This window comes from Enterococcus sp. AZ071, assembly GCF_050499065.1.
GTDB lineage: Bacteria > Bacillota > Bacilli > Lactobacillales > Enterococcaceae > Enterococcus_A > Enterococcus_A ferrettii.
This window is the reverse complement of sequence record NZ_JBIPAS010000001.1, coordinates 2,563,924-2,585,201: the sequence shown is the minus strand read 5'-3', so window position 1 is coordinate 2,585,201 and position 21,278 is coordinate 2,563,924. Positions and strand designations below refer to the sequence as shown.

Here is a 21,278-nt window from a genome sequence, read left to right as displayed (position 1 = left end):
ATTTACAAAAGTTAGAGTTAAAACCTTTGACGATACATACTATAGGAATAGCAAGACATCCTATGCTTTGTAGACAATTGTCCTATTCTATAAAGCATGAGATTAAGAATGACAAATAGCAGGAAGTATGTCAGTTTAATAAATAAATGGCTTGTTTTATGTGTTATCGAAGAAACCTGACAGATTACCATGGCATCTAATAGCAGGTAGTCATTGAAAAGATGGAAAGAGGAACAGCTATCGACTAAATATAGGGAAAAATTATGTTGACAGTTCATTACTCCAAAAATTTATTCAGGACCAATTTTTCCTGCATTCAGGAAGTTTTTAACCACAACGAAGTTCGTTGTGGTAAGTTGGTTTCGTTCCAAAAATAAAATAGAAGGAGCGTGTTTAAACATGAAAGATGTGAAAGGACTAAGTGCTAAAGAAATGCAGCAAGTTCAAGGAGGAGCTACTCATAGCGGGAAGTATTATGGTAATGGAGTTTATTGCGGAAAAACTAAGTGTACTGTAGACTGGGCTAACGCTGGGACATGTATTGCGGGAATGTCTATTGGAGGGTTCTTAGGCGGAGCCATTCCTGGTAAATGCTAAAATGGAATTAGATTCTAAGATGCTTGTTCACCAACTTTATAATGATATAGCTAAAAATAATAATTCTCAATTTGGAGAAATTCTCAATGTTTTGCAAAAAGTTTTTATCAAACTAGATAATATCAGTAATGTTAATGATGAAAGTCCATTAATTAATAGACTAGTTAATTATCTATACTTTACTGCATATACAAATAAACTCACTTTTAATGAGAAGCAAGAAGGTTTAATAAGAGATTTATGTAAAATAGGAAGATATGCAGGATTAAATGGTATTTACAGAGGAGACTATGGAGATATCACTCAATTTTAGGTAATAGAATTACTTTTAAGACTTGCTTAAATCAGAGAGTTAGGATACAAATCGCTTTGTCTCCTTTTTAGTTGTGTGTCAAAAACTTAAAAATTTTTGAACGATTCTTTTTCTTGATAGAGTTGACTTTGTAAATCTCAAGTAAAGAGGGCAACATTCTTTTACCACAACCAACAGATTTACTTATGGCAGTAAATCTATTTCTCCCTACTTGTTTAGTCGCTATAGCAATAGTAACAAACTGACTGATATATCTGAATTAGCACTGCTCAGACACTGATAAAAAAGCGGAAAAGAAAAAATAAATTCGTGTTCTTCTCCGCTTTTTTGCGCTATTCTATCTTAAATTATTTTGAAATTTCGCTCTGTTCAAGATCAGACATTTTTGTTAGAGATTCGATTTCACTTAACAACCTATAGTAGCTTTCTTGTTGAGATTGCATGCATCACAGAATGAAAGAGAAAAACTAGAAATAGCCACTATCTTCTGACCACTCGTTCCTAGAATTAATCATTCCGGAAAATATGTACTTTTCGGAATAATGGGTAGATATCGAATGATGAGAACGACCTATTTCTTCGTTCAAGAAGAAAAAAACAGTGTTCAAGATAAATTTCGCTATGAACAAAATAGATATGTTACATTTTTTTTGTACATGTACAAAAAATGTTTATAAGGAGTGTGTTGAATCATGCAAAACGTAAAAGAATTAAACATTCAAAAAATGCAAAAAATTATTGGGGGTAATAGTTGTACTAATGGAACTATTGGCGGCGCTATTGGTGGTGCTCCTGGAGGTGCTTTAGGTATCTTAGCTGGAGCAGCCGGTGGTGCTGTAGCGGGCGGTTGTATTAAATTTGGTTATAATAAGACTCCAAAACATGGCTGGAATTAAAAGAGCTGTTCTCAAAGGAATAATCCAAATAATAATGTTCATGTTAATTATTTGGATTCTCCTGTCTAAGTCTTCGGATTTTTCGATGCAAACTTTCTTAGCAGGAACTCTAATTTTTACATTGGGTGTTATAGCAAATATTTACTCAGAAAATCTCAAATAGAAAAAGACTTACGCAACAGTAGTTTTGGATTTGGGACAAACGCAATTATATTATTAATTGCGTTTGTTTTGTATATTTACGAAAAGAGCCGTTGATCATTTTAAAAAGATAATTTTTTTCGGAATGATTAACTGTATAATATTTGTACTAGAAATAATGTTAAAAAGAAGTAGCAGCAAGCCCTAGGCTTTACTGCTACTTCTTCTTTCTGTTCTAATTATTCCCCCACATACCCCGTCAGCAAATCAACATACAAATCAATAAACTTCAGATACACATCCTTATTCACATATTCATCTACCTGATGGGCCATCTTGGTTTCACCAGGACCAAACATGATGAATGGGAAGTTCGCTGACTTGTCTCTTAAGAAGTTTGAGGCATCAGTTACACCGGGTGAAGCGGCAGTTTGGATTTCTTGGTTCAAGTGTTCTTGGCCTAGTTTGGCTGCGAGTGTTGATAATTTTGATTCTTTTGCGGCTAGGACACTAGGCAAGGACATGTAGATATCCAGTGACAGCTTGGCTCCGGTTTTGTTTTGGTCTGCCACGAGCTTTTCAAGGTCTTTGGCTACTTCGTCGTTATCGAATTCTGGAATGGTGCGAATGTTCATTTCCAACACAGCTTCTTCGGGAATCGAATTGACTTGATTACCGCCTTGGAAGATGGTGGTGTTCATGACTAAATCGCCCATAATGGCATTGGTTCTATCGGTAGTACGGAAGAAGTTGTTGGCTTCGTGTACAAATTCGATCAATGGATCAATGGCGTTGTAACCAAGCTGAGGCATTGAGCTGTGGGCAGCTTTGCCTTTTGATTGGATGCGTGCGTCCATCGAGCCTTTGTGAGAATAGATAATCGTGTCTTGGGATGGTTCCGCAATTACTAAGGCATCAACGTCTTTCATAAAGCCATCTTTATAGAAATGGTAAGCGCCTTGACCGCCGACCTCTTCACCAGTTGTTGCCATTAGGCGAATGGTGCCTTTTTTCAACAGCTTTTGTTCATGGATTTCGATCATAGCAATGACTAAAGCGGCTAAGCCGGATTTCATATCGGCTGATCCACGGCCGTAAAGGTTGCCGTCTCGTTCGGTTAATTGGAAAGGATCAGAGGCCCAGTTGGATTTGTCGCCGGCTGATACGACATCCATATGACCAGATACACCAATTACTGGTGCCCCTTGTCCGATTTCGGCAACGAGGTTTGCTCGGGTGTCGGTTAATTTAATCATTTTAGCCTCAATTGAATGGGCCTTAAATAGGTCAATTAAGTATTCGGCTACGGTTACTTCATGGTCGTTCACGGATTGGATCGCAACCAAATCAGCTAAAATTTTTACTTTTTCTTCATTATTCATCATTTTGCTTCCTCCATCTTTCTTGGGATAATCACTACAACTGAGACAATCGCTAACAGACAAAATAGAATATTAACAAACAAACCGCTGGTTGCGCCAGCAGCGAAGCTTGCGCTTTGGCTAAGGCCGCTGTAAATCGAAGAAGAAATTGCCACGCCTAAGGCACCGCCTAGAGAGCTGGCCATTTTGTAAATTCCAGAGGCAACGCCGGCTTTTTCCAGCGGCACACTGGAAATGGCGGTATCAGTAGAAGGGGTGGCATAGATGCCTAGACCGGTTCCGAAGAAGGAATAGCCGATAAAGACTAGTACTAAATAGGCAGTGCCTTGTACAAAGGTCAAAGACATTAGCAACACACCAAGGCCGGATAATAATGCTCCCCAAATCATTGGTTTTTTAGCACCGATGTTTTGCAGCAGCTTTTCACCGATCCGAATCGTGACTAGGACAGTGATCAGGTAACCAATGGATAAAAGGCCCGTTTTGGCGGCTGAAAGTCCTCGTCCTTGTTGAACGTAGGAGTTGATAATGATCAAGGTTCCGGCAACTGCGTTCAGTAAGAAGTTGGAAATAGTGGCACCTAGATATCCTTTATTTTCAAACAAGGAGAAATCCACGAAGCTGTTGTCTCGGCTGCGTTCGATTCGATAAAATAAGAACGTTCCTATCAACACAACGGCAATTAATCCAAGCGTGATAGGATTTCCCCAGCCTAATTCGGTTCCTTTTGAGACTACGATATTCAATGACAGCATCGAGATAACAAACAAAACCAGACCTAAACTGTCAAAGGCTTGCTTTTTGTTATCGGTTGAAACGGATTCTGGCGTTCCCAGCATCAGGATTGCGCTAAGGATCGAGATCACAATCGAGAACACGAAGACATAGCGCCAGCCTAGAGAGCTGTCGACTGCTCCTCCGAAGAATGAACAAAGACCAGAGCCGCCCCAAGAACCAATTGACCAATAGCTAAGTGCGCGTTGGCGATCTTTTCCATGGTAGTAGGATTTTACGATAGCCATGGTGGCTGGCATGATGCAGGCAGCAGAGAAGCCTTGCAGAACCCGGCCAACTAAGAACATGGCGGCATTGCCGGTCAGAATGAGGGCTAAAGAGCCTAGAATATTTAATAAAATGCCTAAATAGGTAACCTTCACTCGGCCGAATTTGTCAGCGAATCCGCCGGCAACGACGATGAAAATACCAGAAATTAATCCGGTAATGGAAACACCGATGCTTAAGATACCGGAGGAGATGCCCAAATCAGATTGGACATCTGGTGCCATATTCAACAGCGATTGGGCGAACAGCCAGTAGGTTAATACACTGAAAACAATCCCGATTAATAATCGATTGTTTCCTCTAAAGGATCCTTCTTGAGTCACACTTTCGGTTCTCATTTCGCCACTCCTTCAAACAAATAAGCTAAAACAGCACTAGCCATTGATTTTGCGGCAATTGGCAAGCAGTCTTCGTCAATTTGAAAGTTCGGATTGTGGTGAGGGTAAATCGGTGTGCCTTTTTCATGAGCACCGACAAAGAAAAAGCAGCTTTGTCGTTCCAGCGCGTAATAAGAGAAATCTTCTGAGGCAGTTTGTGGACCAGAATCTTCTACGCCTTCTACTTCCGGAATCTTCGCTTCAGTTACGGCATTTTTCACTAATTGAGTCATTTTTGGATCATTCATGCAGACGGGATAATCGTTTAAATAATTCAGCTCATAGGTAATATTGAAGGCTTGGCAAATGCCATCGAGAATTTGCTTGAATTCTTTTTCGATCACCGGACGTAAGTTTTCATTCATCATGCGGACGTCTCCCTGCAATTCGACGGTTTCCTTAATGACGTTCGCAGAGCCTTTGCCATCAAAGGAACCAATTGTTACGGTAGCATTGTCAAACGGACTAATCCGTCGGCTGACAATCGTTTGAACCGAAGTAACAAACTGAGCAGCAGCGACAATCGCATCGTTGGCATCTTGAGGTGCTGAGCCGTGTCCGCCTTTGCCGTGCATTTTAATTGAGAAGGTGGCCCGACCTGTGTGAACCGCTCCTTCATGGTAAAAGACCTTGCCTACATCCATCGTACTCATAACGTGAATGCCTAATACGTTGTCAATACCGTCCAAACAGCCGGCTTTAATCATGGTTTGTGCGCCACCGGGTGGTACTTCTTCAGCTGGTTGGTGAAGAATCCGGATGGTGCCAGGCAGTTCATCCTTAAACTCGATTAAGGTATCAGCTAAAATCATCATGTAGGCGGTGTGACCATCGTGGCCGCAAGCATGCATGACGCCGGGTATCTTCGAAGCAAAGGGAAGATTGGTTTCTTCTTGAATAGGCAAAGCATCAAAATCGGCCCGAATGGCTAAATGCTTTCCTGGCTTGCCTCCTGTAATGTCTACCCAAATCCCATTTCCGCCACCAACCTGAGTATGGACCTCACAATCCTTGCCTTGGTAAAATTCAGCAATAGTTTGTGCTGTTTTTGTTTCGTGGAAAGAGAGCTCTGGGTATTGATGGAAATGGCGTCGCAGCTGGATCATTTCATCCTTACGTTCATTAATCCGCTGGAAAATTTTTTCTTTTAATTGAGTCATTGTTCTTGCTCCTTTCTCTGATCACTTTGAATTTTAGAAGATATCGTTAGTTTTACAAGGGAGTATTTTTCAACTATTCAAACTATTCTTTTAATTGTCAATTTAAGAAAGAAAAGGATAGTAAAACGAACAATATTTTCAATAAAATGATAAACTAGATGAAAAAGGAGAGCTTATGGAGACCAAAACAACTTATTCTATCCGTTATCAACGACTGGCAGCGGCGGATCATTATTTCGCTGACTGTTTTACGCTGCTGATGCCGTTAAAAGGGGAAATGATGATCGAAGACGATGGACAGCCGGTTCAGCTGCATGCGGGCACAATATATTGTGTCAATTTGCATCATTTGCTCTCAATTGTGTCTGCGGAGGAAGACAATGTCGTGCTCTTTCTGCGGATTGACTCGATTTATTTTGCCTCGCAGTATCCGGCCTTCTTCAACAGTCTGTTTGCTTGTCCCTTTGAGCATAATCTGCAGGGGAAGCAGCAGGCAGTCGCTGAATTGAAAGCTGCGATGACCGAGCTGTGTATCAATGAATTCAATACCCAAGCGGAACACACGATTTATGAAACCATCAAATTAGAGATGATCTTGTTGTTGCTGGTGCAGCATTTTATGACTAGCAAGCACCAAGGAACCGTTCATTCTGAGAAGCATCAAATAAAAGAAATTATTGAATTTATTGCTGAGAATTGTACTAAGGGAATCACAGTGAAGCAGATCGCGGACCATTTCTTTTTTGCTGAATCGACTCTGTCGAAGCTCTTTAAGGAAGAAACCGGCGAGTATTTGTCTCAATATTTGAAAAAAATCCAGCTGCGCAAAAGTATGGATGATTTGACCCATTCCAAGAAAAGTATCGAGCAAATTGCGCTGGACAACGGGTTTAAAAGCGCGAAGGTTTATCGCGACCAATTTAAGCGATTATATACGATGACTCCGACTGCCTACCGCAACAAAGGCGAGCTGGAGGAACATCCTGTAAGAATAGCGTTGAATCCTGCGATGGACCTGACGTCTGGACAAATTATTCAGCTGCTGTACAGTGTGCTGCAGGAAAGTCCACCGGAACATGCACCTACTCATTTATTCAGGCAAACAAAAGAGCTGCTGATTCAGGAGGTCTCAGAAATCAGACCTCGCTCGGTTGCCAAGGTGATCATTCAAATTGGCAATCTAACTGATCTGGCTAAACAGAATATTCAAGCAGAGCTGCTGGAATTAAAGCAGATTCATGCATTGGATTCTATCAGCTGCTTCCATCTTTTCCCTGAGCTGCCGCTTAGCTATACCTTAGCCAAGCAGGCCAAGCTGAATTCTTTTCCAGCCTTTGCTGAGCTGGATCAGGCAATGGAGTTCATTTGTCAAAATAATTTGCAGCTGATGCTGACGCTGTCTAAGGAACGCTATGACAAATACGGCCCTCTGATCTATCTGCAGGTCATGCAACGAATGATTAATAAATTTGGTCAGCAGATTTTTTCATTGCTGTCGGTTAATTTCGAATGGAGCGCCAAATATAGCGAACAGGAACAAGCCCACTATTTCGCACTGCGGAAAAAAATCCAAAGCTTCTCAGCACAGTTTCGAGTAGGCTTTTGTTTTCCTTTGCCTGATCCTTACGAAGAAGAGGCTGTCCGGCAAACGGCTCAAGTGTTTTTAAGACAGATGGCCGGTCAGGCTGATTTCGTTACCTTTACGGTGGAGCCGAATGTCGTGTTGCATCAAAAGCACGACTTTTCAGAAGAAACCGCCTTTTATCATCAGTATGTTCAGGCCAAAACCCGATTTGTTTTGCAGCTGCTGAAGGAAGCGAAAATGAATGTGCCGCTTTATTTAATGGAATGGAACACTCTGACTGGTACGACAATCAACTTCAATGGGTTGTTCTTCCGAGGAGCGCTGATTGTGCAGGAATTGCTGCAGCTGGATCAATTAGTGGATGGCTATGGCTTTTGGTTGGATTTCTATCTCCATGAACAGAACCGGAATTTCGGTTCGACCGACAGCTCTGGATTGGATCTTTTTCACTTTCACGGCCATCGCCGACCGTCCTTTTTCTGCTTGCAGCTGACACGGCGGGTGACCGGCACCATTTTGTCTGAAGGGCCAGAGCATCTTCTAACCAAACAGGGAAGAAAATACCAGCTGCTAGTATGGAATACTAACTATTTTGATCCGCAGCTGTCTTCAGAAGAAGCGTTTTTAGCCAGCCAATCACTGGATCTCAGTGTGCAGCTTCGGCAGGTGCTGAACGGCCGCTTTCAAGTAAAACGGTTAGTCTTGGATCGAAATCATGGAGCACTCTTTTATGCCTATTCAAAATTTCAAGAAGCCCAGGAGTTGGACGAGGAAACGGAAGCCTATATTCACAAGACAAATAAGCCAAGCTTGCGCGTTTTTGATACCAAAATTACCGATACCTTTTCTTATTCCTTCCACTTGGATACAAACGCAGTGGTTCTCTTTGAATTTACACCGATTGTTTATTTGAACTAGGGTGTGTCTGAAAATTCAATAGAGATAGGGTAAGCTCTGATAAAAACGATTGAAGCAGGGTAATTAATGACACAGCCACGATGATATGAATTGAATGATGAGCAATGGGATCAGATTGTTGGATAAACTCACGATGCTGTTGCGATGATCCCAATGCTGGACCAATTTAAAATTGTAGTAACCCATATTTTGGGCGATAAAGCCTACGGATCAGAAACGATTCGTGACTGGATTTCTGCACAAGGCGGCGCCTATACAATCCTCTCAACAGAAAATGTCGAGAATCCGTGGAAAGTAGATTGGTTCTTGTACAAAGAGCCCCATTTAATAGAGTGCTTTTTCAACAAGATAAAACACTCTACTAAATGGCGTTACACGGTATGATAAATTGGCAAAGTCGTTTTTATCGTTTGTTTATGTGGCTGTCCTCTTTAAATTAACTCAGTAACAAGTTTTCAGACACGTTCGGTTTGTTTATCTTGGATAAGTCGTCCTAGATTCAGTATAAAAGACTTTTTTGTACATCAATAGTCATAGAACAAGGAAGTATACCGATTTGAATCTTTGAAATACTAATGAGATATTATATACTTAATAAATGCGTATTGAATGGAATGACTTAATTTTTAGGGAGGGACTGCATGGCGCAGCTTGAAATAATTTTTTTAGGAAATTTCTTTAACTTAATGCTAATTAACTTTTTTTCTTTGTTTCTAACCAATATGTTTTTAGGGCAAGTGTTTCTTTGGAAAAAACATAAGTGGCATTTCTTTTGTAACAGTCTGTTATTCTCTCTACTAATTTCTTTAGTTTCTCTGCTGGACCTGAGTGATCGAAATCAGGTTGGCTTTTTAATATACAGTATTATTTTAGCTATACAATTTATCAGTGGTTATTTATTGATCCGTTCATTTTATCCAATGATAAATTATGCTCAGAATGTAATGATTCAAACAATTTCAGCTGCTATTTTAGCTGTTTTCGAGTATGTACTACTAAGTCTTTTTCTTGGATATATCCAAAGTTTGCCTCGATTAGCGATTCTGTTCGCAAGTATTCCGATATCTTTCGTTCAAGTAGGAGCGGCAACTCTTTTTTGTTATATGGCACGAAGAAGTCAGGTGTTAATGGCAGTCAAAGGGATTCTAGACTATCCCACATTTATGTTGCTATTTGCTGGTTCATTTTACTTTAGTGACCTAATTGTCTATTTTCGCTTTTTTTTAAACAATGATGATCGACAGGTTAATTCATGGTTGTTATCATTAACCTATTTGATTCTATTAATTATTTTTGGACTATGGAATCTCACAATTGACCAGAAAAAGAAATGGGAAAATACCCAGCTTATGCTAATTCAACAGCAAAACTATCTGAGACAAATGGAAGAGGTTCAAAAGGAAATCAAAAGCGTTCACCATGATTATAAAAACATGCTTGCTGGTATTTATATGCATGCGAGCGAAGGAAATACTAAGGAAATTCAAAAATTTTTAACAGACAAATTTTTTCAACTTGATCATCGAATAGAAGAAAAATTAAAATGTCAGAATCAGTTATTGCTTATTGAGAACCCAGAGATTAAAGGATTACTAATTAGCAAACTAGCAAAAGCAGAGTCACAAGGAATTACTATACAGCTAGAGATATCGGATATCTTTAGAAATTTACCAATGGATGTTAGCGATCTGTTAAGGATTTTGGGTATCTTTTTGGATAATGCTATCGAAGCTGTAGCTGATCTTACCCAATCCATGAAGAAGATATCGATAGTGGTTATGCAAGACGATAAATATGTTGTTATCCGTATAAAAAATCCAAATGAACTTAAGATTTTGTTGCATGAGTTGATGCAGCCGAATTTTTCAACGAAAGGAAAAAATCGTGGGTTTGGACTTGCAAATGTTAGAAAGATATTGGCGAAATACCCCCACATTTTAAATGATATAGATACACAAAATGATCAATTTATTCAAACATTAACGATCAAAAAGGAGTGATCGTCTGTGGTTCCAATTTATATTTGTGAAGATCAGTCGGAAATATTGAAACAACTAGAAAAGAATATTCGAAATGTTAGTATGATCGAAGAATTTGATTTTGCTATCGCATTGGTGACAACATCTCCTGAAGAGTTACTTCGTTGTTTGAAAGAACAACGAACTCAAGGTATTTATTTTTTAGATATTGAATTTCCCAAAGAATCGATGAATGGCTTTGAATTAGGGAAAGAGATTCGAAAGTTAGATTCTAGAGGATTTTTGATTTATGTTACTACTCATAGTGAATTATTACCGGAAACTTTTACTTATCAATTGGAAGCACTAGATTATATTTTAAAGGATGATCCGGCCCAATTGATGCATCGTATCAGAAAGGCGCTGTTAACGATTCAAGGTTTATTAATTAATGAGTCATCTGAAGTGAAAGAACTATTTACTGTGGAGAGTGCCGCGCGTATCTTACATATACCAGTAAACACAATTGACTATTTTGAGACTACGTACAAAAAGCATAATGTCGCCTTAATCACTTCTAATCAATATATTGAGTTTCATGGGAACTTGACTCAAATTGAGAAACGTTTATCTCCCAATTTCATCCGAACTCATCAATCTTATTTAGTTAATCGATCAAAGATACAAACTATTGATAAAAGGCATCGTACGGTATTGCTAAAAAATGGCAGCACCTGTTTGGTTTCTCGCAGTAAGATAAAAGAACTTAAACAGCTTTATTAACCGAATAGGACAGAAAAAGTACCAAATAGTTTATAATTCTCATTCTTTTCATTTTATTGGTTATAGTAATAAAAAATGTGAAAAGGAAGATGATGATGGCTAAAGAAATCAAGATTTTAGAAAATTTGAAAGAGTTAGGTTTTCAACCAGTCAATAATACAGCGATTTTAGTGAAGTACGATGCACCTAATTTAAGTGCAAAAATTGTTGATTTTTTCAATTTTGAGTATTATGTTTTACAGATTTGTGCGACTGAATTAGTACTAATCCCATTTAGTAAGATGACTGGTTTGCTAAAAAAAGAGGTGACATTAGAGATCCCATTAGTTACCATCTCATCAGTTGAAGTTGAGACTAAAAGTTTAGATTATAAAATCACCATTCGTTCTCAGGAAGGGGATATCCGACTAACAACGCAGCAAAAAGAGTTGGCGGATTTTCGTATAAGCAGCAGTTATGCAAACGATAGTTTTTTAAGCCTTGGATCAAAGAACTGGCATAAAGAAAATCTTGAAAATACGTTAAGTAAACTGAAAGAAATCTAAGTAATAAACCAATTTTTTATAGACAATCGCTCTCTCCAACAGAATTTTATGCTGGAGAGGGTTTCTTTTTTATAAACGATCACTAGGACAGGTCTGAAAACTTGTTACTGAATCAAATGGAAGATGGCAGCCACATAAACAAACGATAAAAACGACTTTGCCAATTTATCATACCGTGTAGTGACACGACGAAAGTGTTTTATCTTGTTGAAAAAGCACTCTGCGAAATGCCACTCTTTGTACAAGAACCAATCTACTTTTCGTTATGTATAGCTGGGCGTAAAGGCGCAGCAAAGCCGATATTTAATTGTCAATGGACACAGGAGACAACCTGCGAATGGGCCCGATTCGCAAGTGTCAATTTTGATTGCTTCGTCATGGATCATGATCGTCTAGCCAGTGATTAACCACAGCGACAATCACCCCAACCAGAATTGGAGCTAAAATATACTGCACAAGAGGATGCATATTCATCACCTCCTTTCAGTGCTTGATCATGACCCAGACAAAGTTTATCTACCTACGCTGGTAAATGATCAGATAATCAAGAAGGGGTGTCAGGCGGATCTTTTCGCTTCTGACGCTCTTTTTCTTTGGCTTTCCTCCGCTTTCTCCGCAGGATCATTTCCTTCACTACATCGTAAGGACTTCCAGCAGGAGAAGAAGCAGTTGTTTCTTTCTCTAAACTGGCCTTCAATTCAACAGAAGGACAGTTGGTAGCAGTGCCCTCCACAGCCACACACTTTTCAGAGACAGCACGCAGAGTATCGTGTACCTTGCTTCTGATTGGTGAATCTAAGGATACTTCTGGAACTTTGGGTGCTTCCTGCCAGGTACAGCGAAGTGCTGTCAGCTGCTCCGGTTTTTCACCTCCTTCAGGTTTATCTTCTGGAGCAGGTTCCCCAAACAGTTCCTCGCCTTCGAAGATCGGCGTTTCAATCGTTTCGACATATTTTGCTTTTACGAGTTCTCTAAATAAGCCCACACCGTCTTTTTCAAAGAGGTTCAAGCTGGTTAATAAGGCCAGCGTTTCTTTGATCTCTTCCGGACTTTTCGCGGTATCAGGATCTTTAAAAGAAAAATTGTGCTTCTTGCCTTCACTAGTTAAGAAGGTGGAAACTAGTCTGATCATTTTATTCTTCCTTTCATTCATTTATTTGCGTAGGTGAGACAGACTGTAAGTATCATTTTCAGGTGGCTTCAGTGTCAGCTTCTATATGGAACAGCTTGGCAATTTGTATCTTGATAAAAGACTTGGCAGCTTTAAGAAAATTGCGGACAGGATCGAGTTTTAAACCCAATATCCGCAATTCACTGGTTTCAAAATAATCGGCAAAATACCAAAAGAAACGCTTCATGGTTTTCGTTGCTTTGGTATTCATAAATAAGTAACGAACTAAATCCTGCAATACCAGAGCGAACTCCTTTGCCCCAAGTTGATAACGTACACGTAAAGCAAGTAGTAGTTTGATGGTCATGGTGCCATTTTGGGTCTCCTGATAGTATTCCATGAGTCTTTGCTCGATGGTTTCGAGTTTGAGATGAAACAGTTGTTGGTGCGTAAAGGGTTGCTCTGACATTGTGATTCTCTCCTTGTAGTAGTTTTTTTACTTTAGGCGGGAATAGGTTCATTAAAGAAACTAGCCCAGATCCAGCTTAAGTATAGTAGCGAGAGAAGAGCGGCACGTCTGCCGCAGCTTCTCAGGAATTGATTAACGTGTAACAGGTTCTTCTTCAAAGATCGTTGTTTCAATCGTTTCAACATATTTTGCACTAACAACCGTTTCAAATAAACGAATGCCATCTTTCTGGAACAAATTCAATTGAGCCAAATCTCCTAATAGCCCTTTAATCTGTGAGGGAGTCTTAGTAGTATCTGGATTACTCAAGCTCCACGTCTGCGATTTGCCTGCACCATTTCTAAAAATAGAAACTAATTTAACGACTCGATTCATCCTTATTCAACCTCCTTCGTAATACGCGATTGGACAGTCATGATCACACTATCTAATGAGCTGCCTTGCTGGGATAGCTCTGCCATGATCTCTCCTAATTTCACCACATCTGCTTCTGGCGGATTATCAATCACGTTTGAAAAGTTCACTTTCTTCTGTTTGTCTTCCCCTGCTTGTTCGATTTGTACCTGTAATTTTGTGCCCAATTTCTGAATCATTTTTCAAATTCCTCCGTTTTCTGTTTTTGGTTTGTAATTTTTGTTGTTTCTTTTGTTTCCCGGCCGGTGACTAAAAGATAAAGCATTTTTTTCAAAAAGAAAAATGAGCTAATTTGTAAAAATACCCGCTACTTTGCAAGCGAAAAATAGAGAAGGCTGTTAAATCAACCTTTCCAAATTTCTCCTTGCAAAGTAGCGGGGGATTAGGAAATTTTTCTTTGCAAGAAGAAAAACATAAAAAAAGCCCTTGTATTCGGCAGAAATGCCTAGAATACAAGGGTTCAAACAGTTTTAGTAAGTTAAGTTTTTCTCATTTTATTTTAATAATTTAGAGAGGGTATCGTAGGATAAGGCGCCAGATTGTATTACTTTGCTGACGTTTAACACGTTTTTCAAGAATCGTTCATTATCATAATGGCGTTCAAAGGCTCCTAAAGGCAGAGTGAACTCTTGTAAGAGCGGCTTCTGACAGATGGAACGAATGAAAGGTGTATCTGGTAGAGACAGATAGTCTAAAGGAGTCTGTCCAGCCCCTTCTCTATGCAAGCGATCCTGACGATAAGCAGCCAAAATAGCCAATGCATTCGTCGCATGATGCTCAACGGTGCGTTTCCCGGTCTGAGTACAATAGATTATCCCACTCATCATTTTTATCTCGGTACAGGCTTTCGTTGTCTGAATTTCTTTAATTTCGACTGGATTGATCCAAACGGCATGCTGAGTGGAGCCGCCAAAGGGAAACAAGCAAGTCGTGGAGCTAACCATTGGAAACAATTTTTTACCAAAGCAGTTAAAGCGTTTAAGAGTTTGTGATAGGCAGGCGTAATCCAAAAACTTTTCTTCCTGAACATGTTTCTTCAAAGTAGGTAAGGTTTTTTTGGTGTAATGAACGCCTTTATCACGGTAAATAATCAGTGTCTCATCATGATCTGGAATCGGCAGAACCATGGAGAGGAGCTGCTTGTCCTGTGGTGAATCGGAGGTGTCTTTCTTCCAAATCCTTTCCCATTGACTTGAAAAAATTTCGGAATCTAACATAATAACGTTTTCAATTCTTTCTGCAACTATACTACTTTCACTTTTCATTCATTTCGTTCTCCTTTTTGTGCCAATGCCACCTAGACACTGTGGAAATATTCTGAAAATGACACACTGGCTGCCTCCTTTTAAGGCCTTTAAAAGCGGCGGCTCTTCCTAGCCTACAGAAAAATGATTAGGGGGACCCTCTTCAATAACTAAACACTATAAACATGTAGGGGAAGTTTACTATGTATCTTTTGCTCATTTCGAAGTATTTCCATACCAATAGCATTGACGAAATCATTCAGCCAAGCTAATAATCACTCTGATATCGAAATAATTATTATGATGGCCTGATACCAGTTTACTATATTAGGAAAGATTTTTCCTGATATAACTAAAATTTATTTTTCGAGCAAATTATTTTATGTTTTTTCTTAATAAAAATTATGTTATCATTGTTTTTCCAAGATAGGCTATTTTCCACTTAAGATTAAGGTTTATTAATGGATTTGTCAGAAAAAGGTCAAAAGAAATGGGTATTATAACAGGTGTTATTCTAAAAAGTGAATTTAAAGTAATTTTCTTGGTCTTACCTAGACTAGGTAGATTCCTTTAGGTTGAGGTTATATATTTTATTTCGTTGCATCCAATATTTATTTTCATTATAAGATAAGTAGAATAAATACGCAATATCTTTTAAAAAAATAACTAAAATGATAAATTGCATTTTCCTTCTATAATAGGACGCAATTTTCACCGGAATTAGGCATAAAAAAGTGGGAAAATTGAATGGTTCCAGAGACCGTCAAATTTTCCGTCAGACAGAAGGGACGAGAATAGATGCGCAGAGGCGAAAATATTTATTACCGGAAAGACAAACGCTGGGAGGGGAGATACCCCAGAGGCAAAAAAGCTAATGGTAAAACTAAGTATGGTTCAGTGTACGGCAAGACATTACAAGAAGTTCGTGAAAAGTTATATCCATTGAAATTGAAATATCAAATTTGTCAATCTACCCAAGGAGAATCAGCGATGTCATTGAATGAATGGGGGTATCGTTGGCTAAAGGAGGTTCAATCAGGGATTAAACAATCGACTTATGCAAACTACGAACATAAATTAGTTCATTATGTTTTGTCGACTATAGGCAAATACGGATTGAATGAATTGGATGAAGATGTCGCAGAAAAATTATTGGTTTCATTAGTAGAGCAGACTTTGAATCCATCGACGATCCAAGTAATCTTTCGCATTACAAAACAGTGTGTGAATGAAGCGATCCGAAAAAAATTAATCAAAGAAAATCCTTTTGTATTGATTCAATTGCCCAAGGTTTTGAAAAACAAAAATCAGGCACTAACTAAGCAAGAGCAAAAACAGTTGGAAACAGTGGCTTTAAAAGAAGAGAATGGCAAGGGATTACCTACTATACTGGCTCTTCGGGCAGGCATGCGAATTGGTGAGATTTCGGCTTTGATGTGGAAAGATATTGATTTTGACACGAATATGATCCATGTTAAATCCACTTTCCAACGTGTGCTTGGCTTGTACAATGGGAAGAGAACAGAGTTAATTTATTCCAGTTCTAAAACAACCTCTTCAATGCGTTCAATTCCAATGAGCCAGACCTTAAAGCAGCTGTTACTGTACCAAAAAGAACAGTCTTCTGGGGATTTTGTCCTTTGTAGAGAAAGTAAACCATTAGAACCAAGGCTTTTAACTGCACATTTTCATAAAATTCGTGAGAAAGCTGGATTAATCCAAACACACTTCCATCAATTACGACATACTTTTGCGACGCGTTGCCTAGAGAGCCAAGGTGATATTGTGAGTGTCAGTGCTTTAATGGGACACAGCTCGACTCAAATGACATTGGATACATATGCCAGTGCATTAGTTGAACAAAAGATACAAGTCGTCACACAAATGGAAAAAACAATAGTGTAAAACGTTTTCAAAAATGTCAAATACGTTTTTGGAGGGGTTTTTTTATTTTTTTGTTCACTGAGTAACTACTCAGTTATTAAAAGGTTTTAAAAGATTTCCAAGGATTTTTAAGCTTTTTTTCTTTTAAGCACTACAGATGTTATTTAATAAAAAAAGTTTCACATAATCATTTCTGCCAATTTTCCACCTGTTTTTAGACCTATACACCGTCTTATACCGTCGCAAGATGATTCCTTTTTGTTGTTATGACGGGGTTTTTAGACGTTTTCCTAGTCTAGGTAAGACCAAGATGAAGCAAACGGCACATTTGCTTGTTAAAAGTATAGAGGAATAAACAATATTTATCAAAGTATAGATAAATTGATAGAGGAATAGCATAGAGGAGGAAAGCCATATGTTCGGTTTTGGCAAGCAAAAGAGGGACGCCTATCAGGAATCAACCCAAGATGATTACTATTACGATGAATACGACAACGAAGGATATGAAGAAGACTACGGGTATGACTCGTATCAAAATGAAGGCTATGAACAGCGTCCAATGGATAACTATAGTGAGTACGATCGTGAAGAGCGACGATCTAGACGCCGAACGGCGGCACCTGTTGAAGAACGACAGGATGCCAGATACGAAGAGGACATGGAGTCCTTTCCAGCACAAAAAACTGAAAAAGAATCTCGGAAAGAACCAGATACTCAGCTGCAACAAGAAGTGGAACGCTTGGAAGAAACAGTTGCTCAGTTAAAGCATCAACTGGAAGTCAAACAAGCTGAAATGACTGGGATGGCTGCTACCTTAACAGAAAAGGATCAAGCACTTCAGGAGTATCAGACCAAGGCGGATCAACAATTAGAAGCTTTACGTGAAGAAAAAGAAGATGAGCAGAAGAAACTGCAGGCAGAAAAAGATCGTCAGATTCAAGAATTGACAGATCAAGTGGCCCAGATGAACAAGGAGCTGCAAGACGATCGAACCAATCAAACCGAAGCCTTAGTGCAAGCGCAACGACAAATTGAGTCACTGAAACAAACACAAAAAGAAAACGAAGAAATGAAGGCAGAATTGGCAACGATCCTGATCGAAACGAAAAAACAGGAACGGGCGACGTTGGAACGAGCAGAATACGAAGCCAAAGGGATTCGCAGCCAGGCTGAACAGGAAGCACATCAGGTGATTCACGATGCTTCCTTAGAGTTACGCGTAATGAAACAGGAAATAAGAAATTACCGAAAACGTCTGCGTTCGGTGCAAGAAGAAACGACCCAGTTTTTTGTACGTTTGTTAGCGACAAGCGACAACTTATTGGATGACGAATAGAAGAGGGGATGATTTTTGGTGAAGCAAGCACAGAATCAACTTGCCCTATATCCCACTCCAGCTCCGCTTATGCAGGAGGAGTTGCTCAAACAGCCAGTATTGGAAGAAATTGAACGTGCTTGTGAGTACCTATATGCGCCCCACGGCACCTTAAACGAAGACCAGCGAAAGAAAATTTATCAGCACTTTGAACAATTATTTCATTTCATGAACAGCAGCTATCATGTGGAGCTGTTGTTGCCAACTGGCTATTTTGACTGGTCTGGGTTCTGGCAGTCGCTGCATCAATTTTTTCCACAATTTGCTTGGATTAAAGCGCAAACGGAAGAACCAAAATATGGACGACGGATCTATCGCTTTGACTTCATTCCGTTGACCTTTCGCGAAGTTGGTTTTCCATTTGCGATCCACTTGGAGGACAGTCTGATGCAACAATTTCCATTGTCTGCCGAAGAAGCTTTGGAACGGGCGGAACAGTTATTACTGGAATTAGCTGGTCAACACTTGTCAGATGTGCCGCCTAAGTCGAAGGAAGCACCAGAAAAGCTCGCGACCGTTCCAGTTAAACAAGCAGAAGAACAGGTCAAGGAAGCGAAAGTATCTGTTGCAAGAGTCCAACAAGAAGACGTGAAACAGGAGAGTCAAAGCAAAGCCCGTTTGCGAGCTGTAAATCAAAAACTAGAGATGGTGATTGAAAAATTGGAGTTATCCATGCTCTACAGCGGGATTCAATATTTTGAACGGGAAAACAAAGAAGAGAACGATTGGGATAAACGAATCAAGATCAGTTTGCGGGAATATACGTACCTGCTTCAGAAGGCACGCTTTTTGGAGCAGATGTGGAACCTCAATGGCGAACTAGTAAATAAAACCGAAAAAATGACTGTATCTGGCAACAAGCTGGTGTATGAACGGGATCAAGTCAAACAAATCAAGGCCAATCTTTCAACCAGAGACATTCACTTTGTTTTATATGAATGCCAAGTAATTGAATCCCGAGCAAAGGTACATGCCCAGCCGTGGTTTAGAAAACCTTATGTCAAGTTGATGAAGATGGATTATGACAATTTATTGAGTAAATCTGCTTACTTTGATCTTTTGCAAGGAGAAAGTGCCTTGTTGGAACGAATGGTACGCGAACAAAAAGATGCACCAGTCAAAGAAGCTCAGGAGGTTGGCTGAGGTCGCAGATTCTCTCCTTTTTATCACTGGACACTTCCAGCAAAGGCTGGAGTTATCTTTGTCCTATGCTATCTGATTTTTTTCAGTTCTTTCCGTATGTACCACTGGATGTATCCAAAGTATTCAGTCAGTGGCGAATCAATGAATCCAACATTTAAGGAGCAGGAGGTGATTCAGATCATATCACATCGTAAACCCAAACGCTTTGATGTCGTGGTGCTGCATCCGCCAGAAAATCCAGAGGGTCTTTATTTGAAACGAATCATTGGACTGCCCAATGAACGAATTACTTATCGGGATGGGCAATTATACGTAAATAAGAAACTTGTTTCGGATGAATTTGCTAAAGAAACGGAAGACTTTGACTGGAAGGAGTTCTCCAGAGACAAGATTCCAGAAGGCTATTACTTTATTTTAGGTGATAATCGCGCCATTTCTAAAGATAGCCGCCATTTCGGTTTGATTACCGAAAAACAAATTTTAGGCGTCGTCAAAGAAGGAGTACGAATTGAATGAAGACATTGCAGGAAAAACTTGAATGGTACACCTTCTGGTATTGGGTCTATTGGCTTTTTTCATTGATAGTACTGCTAGGTGTGTTGATACTAGGCATTTTTTTCTATTTTACTGATTTTCAAGAAGTAGTCACAGTCAGCCAACTCTTCCTTTTGATGCTGCTGATGGTCTTGGCTTTGTATTTGCGAGTGACCGCATTGCATTACCACACGATTCTATTGAAGCTGAAGCAGTCAGCAGCCAGACCAAGAAGACCGAGGGAACGACCTCAGCCACGGCCTCAGAATAGGCGGAAGCAAGATGAAGGTTAAAGTCCTGATGGTAGGTGTACTTATTGCTGGAGGATTGATAGTTGGTTACCAATCACAGGGAAAACAAACGGTATCCGCTGAAACTAAAGAGCCGATTTCTTCTCAACAAGAAGCAACACCAATGCTAGAAAGTAGTTCAACCACTGCTAACCAAGCAAGTGAGGTACTTGAAGATGCAGAGTCCACAATGACTAAAGAATCGTTTTCTTCTATAGAAGAAAGCAAGAGTAGTGAAGCTGTTGTTTCAACTACTAAACAGAGTGAATCAGAAGAAACAACAGCAGAGTCGACAACAGAATCTACTGTTCCTGCCTCGGAAATTCCAGCAGCAGTTACGGTTCAAACAACCTTGCCAGCAGCGAAGGTAGAAGAAAACTATCAGTTCTCCGTGGTAAAAAATCAAACGACGGAAGAGTTTATCCAATCTATTGGAAAAGATGCTCAAGAAATTGCTTGGAATGAGGGAATTTATGCTTCAGTCATGATTGCACAAGCAATTTTAGAAACAGGTTCGGGCAATAGCCAATTGGCTCGCCCCCCTCATCATAATTTATTTGGAATTAAAGGAAGTTATCAAGGGAAAAAAGTGTCGTTTAACACGCAAGAGGATAAAGGAAATGGTCAGTTGTATACGATTCAGTCCGCTTTCCGTCAATATCCTAGCTACAAGGAATCATTGGAGGATTATGCAGCTTTATTGAAAAAAGGATTATCCGGCAATCCAAGTTTTTATCAAGGAACTTGGAAAGACTATGCAGGAACCTATCAGGAAGCTACAAAAGCCCTAACAGGTAAATATGCGACAGACACTTCTTACGATAAGAAACTAAATGCTCTAATTGAGACCTATCAGTTGACCTCCTTTGATCAGAAGCTTGAAGAAGAACACCTGAAAGAAGAAAAGCTGGCGGATGTCTCTGAAAAACAACCAGAAGTACAACCGGTCAATGAAAACTCAGCTGACACTAGTTCAACCAACGAGTCAAAAAAATCAGAAAGCACGACCTATCAAACAACACAAAAGGTACAACAAATCCAGCCGATTCCTCAACGTCCAGCAAAACAGGTAGCGGGAAATCGAATCGCGCAATGAA

Annotated in this window: 22 protein-coding genes and 2 pseudogenes; 14 read left to right on the top strand and 10 right to left on the bottom strand. The window is 39.5% G+C overall.

The genetic code is table 11. The features are described 5' to 3' along the window. Positions 1-399 precede the first annotated feature (399 nt). The 3 genes from IGI49_RS12790 to IGI49_RS12780 all read left to right on the top strand — a co-directional run bounded on the left by IGI49_RS12790 (position 400) and on the right by IGI49_RS12780 (position 1,806). A complete protein-coding gene (locus IGI49_RS12790; RefSeq protein WP_429964797.1) occupies positions 400-597 on the top strand; it encodes a class II bacteriocin in 198 nt (65 codons plus the stop codon). A 1-nt stretch (position 598) separates the two neighbouring features. After that, a complete protein-coding gene (locus tag IGI49_RS12785; protein ID WP_429964796.1) occupies positions 599-910 on the top strand; it encodes a bacteriocin immunity protein in 312 nt (103 codons plus the stop codon). A 692-nt stretch (positions 911-1,602) separates the two neighbouring features. Continuing rightward, positions 1,603-1,806, top strand: coding sequence for a Blp family class II bacteriocin (locus IGI49_RS12780; RefSeq protein ID WP_429964795.1), 204 nt, complete (start codon positions 1,603-1,605; stop codon positions 1,804-1,806). 380 nt (positions 1,807-2,186) lie between these two features. On the opposite strand, the gene IGI49_RS12775 is transcribed toward IGI49_RS12780, so the two are convergent. From IGI49_RS12775 to IGI49_RS12765, 3 genes are read right to left on the bottom strand one after another with little or no spacing between them, the layout of a single operon-like run. After that, a complete protein-coding gene (locus IGI49_RS12775; RefSeq protein WP_429964794.1) occupies positions 2,187-3,332 on the bottom strand; it encodes an ArgE/DapE family deacylase in 1,146 nt (381 codons plus the stop codon). Further along, positions 3,329-4,729: an MFS transporter gene (locus IGI49_RS12770; protein ID WP_429964793.1), complete on the bottom strand. Its 1,401-nt coding sequence runs from the start codon at positions 4,727-4,729 to the stop codon at positions 3,329-3,331. The genes IGI49_RS12775 and IGI49_RS12770 overlap by 4 nt, the downstream gene beginning before the upstream one ends. Next, positions 4,726-5,928 (bottom strand): M20 family metallopeptidase, encoded by a 1,203-nt coding sequence (locus IGI49_RS12765; RefSeq protein ID WP_429964792.1) that lies wholly within the window; start codon positions 5,926-5,928, stop codon positions 4,726-4,728. The genes IGI49_RS12770 and IGI49_RS12765 overlap by 4 nt, the downstream gene beginning before the upstream one ends. 175 nt (positions 5,929-6,103) lie before the next feature. Between IGI49_RS12765 and IGI49_RS12760 the strand changes: the two genes are divergently transcribed. The 5 genes and pseudogenes from IGI49_RS12760 (at position 6,104) to IGI49_RS12740 (ending at position 11,717) form a co-directional block, all read left to right on the top strand. Next, entirely contained in the window at positions 6,104-8,431 is a 2,328-nt protein-coding gene (locus tag IGI49_RS12760; RefSeq protein ID WP_429964791.1) for a helix-turn-helix domain-containing protein, read from the top strand. A 138-nt stretch (positions 8,432-8,569) separates the two neighbouring features. After that, positions 8,570-8,815: pseudogene (locus IGI49_RS12755) on the top strand (hypothetical protein); the annotation flags it as partial. A 257-nt stretch (positions 8,816-9,072) separates the two neighbouring features. Next, on the top strand, positions 9,073-10,431 hold the full coding sequence (locus IGI49_RS12750; RefSeq protein ID WP_429964790.1) for a sensor histidine kinase: 1,359 nt from the start codon (positions 9,073-9,075) through the stop codon (positions 10,429-10,431). 6 nt (positions 10,432-10,437) lie between these two features. Further along, the gene (locus tag IGI49_RS12745) at positions 10,438-11,172 is read left to right on the top strand and encodes a LytR/AlgR family response regulator transcription factor (protein ID WP_429964789.1); all 735 of its coding nucleotides are present in this window, start codon (positions 10,438-10,440) and stop codon (positions 11,170-11,172) included. Between the two features lie 95 nt (positions 11,173-11,267). Then, positions 11,268-11,717, top strand: a complete 450-nt coding sequence (locus IGI49_RS12740; protein WP_429964788.1) for a hypothetical protein — start codon at positions 11,268-11,270, stop codon at positions 11,715-11,717. 104 nt (positions 11,718-11,821) lie between these two features. On the opposite strand, the pseudogene IGI49_RS12735 reads toward IGI49_RS12740, so the two are convergent. From IGI49_RS12735 to IGI49_RS12705, 7 genes and pseudogenes are all read right to left on the bottom strand, one after another. Further along, positions 11,822-11,971 (bottom strand): annotated as a pseudogene (locus tag IGI49_RS12735) (IS5-like element ISSoc13 family transposase); the annotation flags it as partial. Positions 11,972-12,092: 121 nt separating this feature from the next. Next, on the bottom strand, positions 12,093-12,185 hold the full coding sequence (locus IGI49_RS12730) for a type I toxin-antitoxin system Fst family toxin (RefSeq protein ID WP_207701418.1): 93 nt from the start codon (positions 12,183-12,185) through the stop codon (positions 12,093-12,095). A 76-nt stretch (positions 12,186-12,261) separates the two neighbouring features. Further along, positions 12,262-12,849 carry a DUF2922 domain-containing protein gene (locus IGI49_RS12725; RefSeq protein WP_429964787.1) on the bottom strand — a complete coding sequence of 196 codons (588 nt, stop codon included), beginning with the start codon at positions 12,847-12,849 and terminating at the stop codon, positions 12,262-12,264. 58 nt (positions 12,850-12,907) lie between these two features. After that, on the bottom strand, positions 12,908-13,297 hold the full coding sequence (locus IGI49_RS12720; protein ID WP_429964786.1) for a hypothetical protein: 390 nt from the start codon (positions 13,295-13,297) through the stop codon (positions 12,908-12,910). Positions 13,298-13,429: 132 nt separating this feature from the next. Beyond that, positions 13,430-13,672: a DUF2922 domain-containing protein gene (locus IGI49_RS12715; RefSeq protein WP_429964785.1), complete on the bottom strand. Its 243-nt coding sequence runs from the start codon at positions 13,670-13,672 to the stop codon at positions 13,430-13,432. Positions 13,673-13,674: 2 nt separating this feature from the next. Continuing rightward, positions 13,675-13,890, bottom strand: coding sequence for a hypothetical protein (locus tag IGI49_RS12710; RefSeq protein ID WP_429964784.1), 216 nt, complete (start codon positions 13,888-13,890; stop codon positions 13,675-13,677). Positions 13,891-14,205: 315 nt separating this feature from the next. Further along, positions 14,206-14,976, bottom strand: coding sequence for a hypothetical protein (locus tag IGI49_RS12705; RefSeq protein WP_429964783.1), 771 nt, complete (start codon positions 14,974-14,976; stop codon positions 14,206-14,208). A gap of 777 nt (positions 14,977-15,753) precedes the next feature. Here IGI49_RS12705 and IGI49_RS12700 point away from each other — a divergent pair. The 6 genes from IGI49_RS12700 to IGI49_RS12675 all read left to right on the top strand — a co-directional run bounded on the left by IGI49_RS12700 (position 15,754) and on the right by IGI49_RS12675 (position 21,277). Next, positions 15,754-16,860 carry a tyrosine-type recombinase/integrase gene (locus IGI49_RS12700; protein WP_429964782.1) on the top strand — a complete coding sequence of 369 codons (1,107 nt, stop codon included), beginning with the start codon at positions 15,754-15,756 and terminating at the stop codon, positions 16,858-16,860. Between the two features lie 394 nt (positions 16,861-17,254). Beyond that, a complete protein-coding gene (locus IGI49_RS12695) occupies positions 17,255-18,175 on the top strand; it encodes a hypothetical protein (protein WP_429964781.1) in 921 nt (306 codons plus the stop codon). 18 nt (positions 18,176-18,193) lie between these two features. Further along, entirely contained in the window at positions 18,194-19,357 is a 1,164-nt protein-coding gene (locus IGI49_RS12690; RefSeq protein ID WP_429964780.1) for a hypothetical protein, read from the top strand. A 72-nt stretch (positions 19,358-19,429) separates the two neighbouring features. Continuing rightward, a complete protein-coding gene (lepB, locus tag IGI49_RS12685; protein WP_429965001.1) occupies positions 19,430-19,873 on the top strand; it encodes a signal peptidase I in 444 nt (147 codons plus the stop codon). Then, entirely contained in the window at positions 19,870-20,184 is a 315-nt protein-coding gene (locus IGI49_RS12680; protein ID WP_429964779.1) for a hypothetical protein, read from the top strand. Before lepB ends, IGI49_RS12680 begins: the two co-directional genes overlap by 4 nt. Beyond that, positions 20,174-21,277 carry a glucosaminidase domain-containing protein gene (locus IGI49_RS12675; protein ID WP_429964778.1) on the top strand — a complete coding sequence of 368 codons (1,104 nt, stop codon included), beginning with the start codon at positions 20,174-20,176 and terminating at the stop codon, positions 21,275-21,277. Before IGI49_RS12680 ends, IGI49_RS12675 begins: the two co-directional genes overlap by 11 nt. The last annotated feature ends 1 nt before the right edge of the window (position 21,278 follow it).

Bases quoted from the DNA above. Each gene is read 5' to 3' on its own strand.
- IGI49_RS12780 (WP_429964795.1), top strand. From the start codon at position 1,603: ATGCAAAACGTAAAAGAATTAAACATTCAAAAAATGCAAAAAATTATT.
- IGI49_RS12785 (WP_429964796.1), top strand. From the start codon at position 599: ATGGAATTAGATTCTAAGATGCTTGTTCACCAACTTTATAATGATATA.
- IGI49_RS12680 (WP_429964779.1), top strand. From the start codon at position 19,870: ATGAAGACATTGCAGGAAAAACTTGAATGGTACACCTTCTGGTATTGG.
- IGI49_RS12790 (WP_429964797.1), top strand. From the start codon at position 400: ATGAAAGATGTGAAAGGACTAAGTGCTAAAGAAATGCAGCAAGTTCAA.
- IGI49_RS12770 (WP_429964793.1), bottom strand. From the start codon at position 4,729: ATGAGAACCGAAAGTGTGACTCAAGAAGGATCCTTTAGAGGAAACAAT.
- IGI49_RS12775 (WP_429964794.1), bottom strand. From the start codon at position 3,332: ATGATGAATAATGAAGAAAAAGTAAAAATTTTAGCTGATTTGGTTGCG.
- IGI49_RS12715 (WP_429964785.1), bottom strand. From the start codon at position 13,672: ATGAATCGAGTCGTTAAATTAGTTTCTATTTTTAGAAATGGTGCAGGC.
- IGI49_RS12700 (WP_429964782.1), top strand. From the start codon at position 15,754: ATGCGCAGAGGCGAAAATATTTATTACCGGAAAGACAAACGCTGGGAG.
- IGI49_RS12675 (WP_429964778.1), top strand. From the start codon at position 20,174: ATGAAGGTTAAAGTCCTGATGGTAGGTGTACTTATTGCTGGAGGATTG.
- IGI49_RS12750 (WP_429964790.1), top strand. From the start codon at position 9,073: ATGGCGCAGCTTGAAATAATTTTTTTAGGAAATTTCTTTAACTTAATG.
- IGI49_RS12705 (WP_429964783.1), bottom strand. From the start codon at position 14,976: ATGAAAAGTGAAAGTAGTATAGTTGCAGAAAGAATTGAAAACGTTATT.
- IGI49_RS12725 (WP_429964787.1), bottom strand. From the start codon at position 12,849: ATGATCAGACTAGTTTCCACCTTCTTAACTAGTGAAGGCAAGAAGCAC.
- IGI49_RS12760 (WP_429964791.1), top strand. From the start codon at position 6,104: ATGGAGACCAAAACAACTTATTCTATCCGTTATCAACGACTGGCAGCG.
- IGI49_RS12765 (WP_429964792.1), bottom strand. From the start codon at position 5,928: ATGACTCAATTAAAAGAAAAAATTTTCCAGCGGATTAATGAACGTAAG.
- IGI49_RS12695 (WP_429964781.1), top strand. From the start codon at position 17,255: ATGTTCGGTTTTGGCAAGCAAAAGAGGGACGCCTATCAGGAATCAACC.
- IGI49_RS12740 (WP_429964788.1), top strand. From the start codon at position 11,268: ATGGCTAAAGAAATCAAGATTTTAGAAAATTTGAAAGAGTTAGGTTTT.
- IGI49_RS12720 (WP_429964786.1), bottom strand. From the start codon at position 13,297: ATGTCAGAGCAACCCTTTACGCACCAACAACTGTTTCATCTCAAACTC.
- IGI49_RS12710 (WP_429964784.1), bottom strand. From the start codon at position 13,890: ATGATTCAGAAATTGGGCACAAAATTACAGGTACAAATCGAACAAGCA.
- IGI49_RS12730 (WP_207701418.1), bottom strand. From the start codon at position 12,185: ATGCATCCTCTTGTGCAGTATATTTTAGCTCCAATTCTGGTTGGGGTG.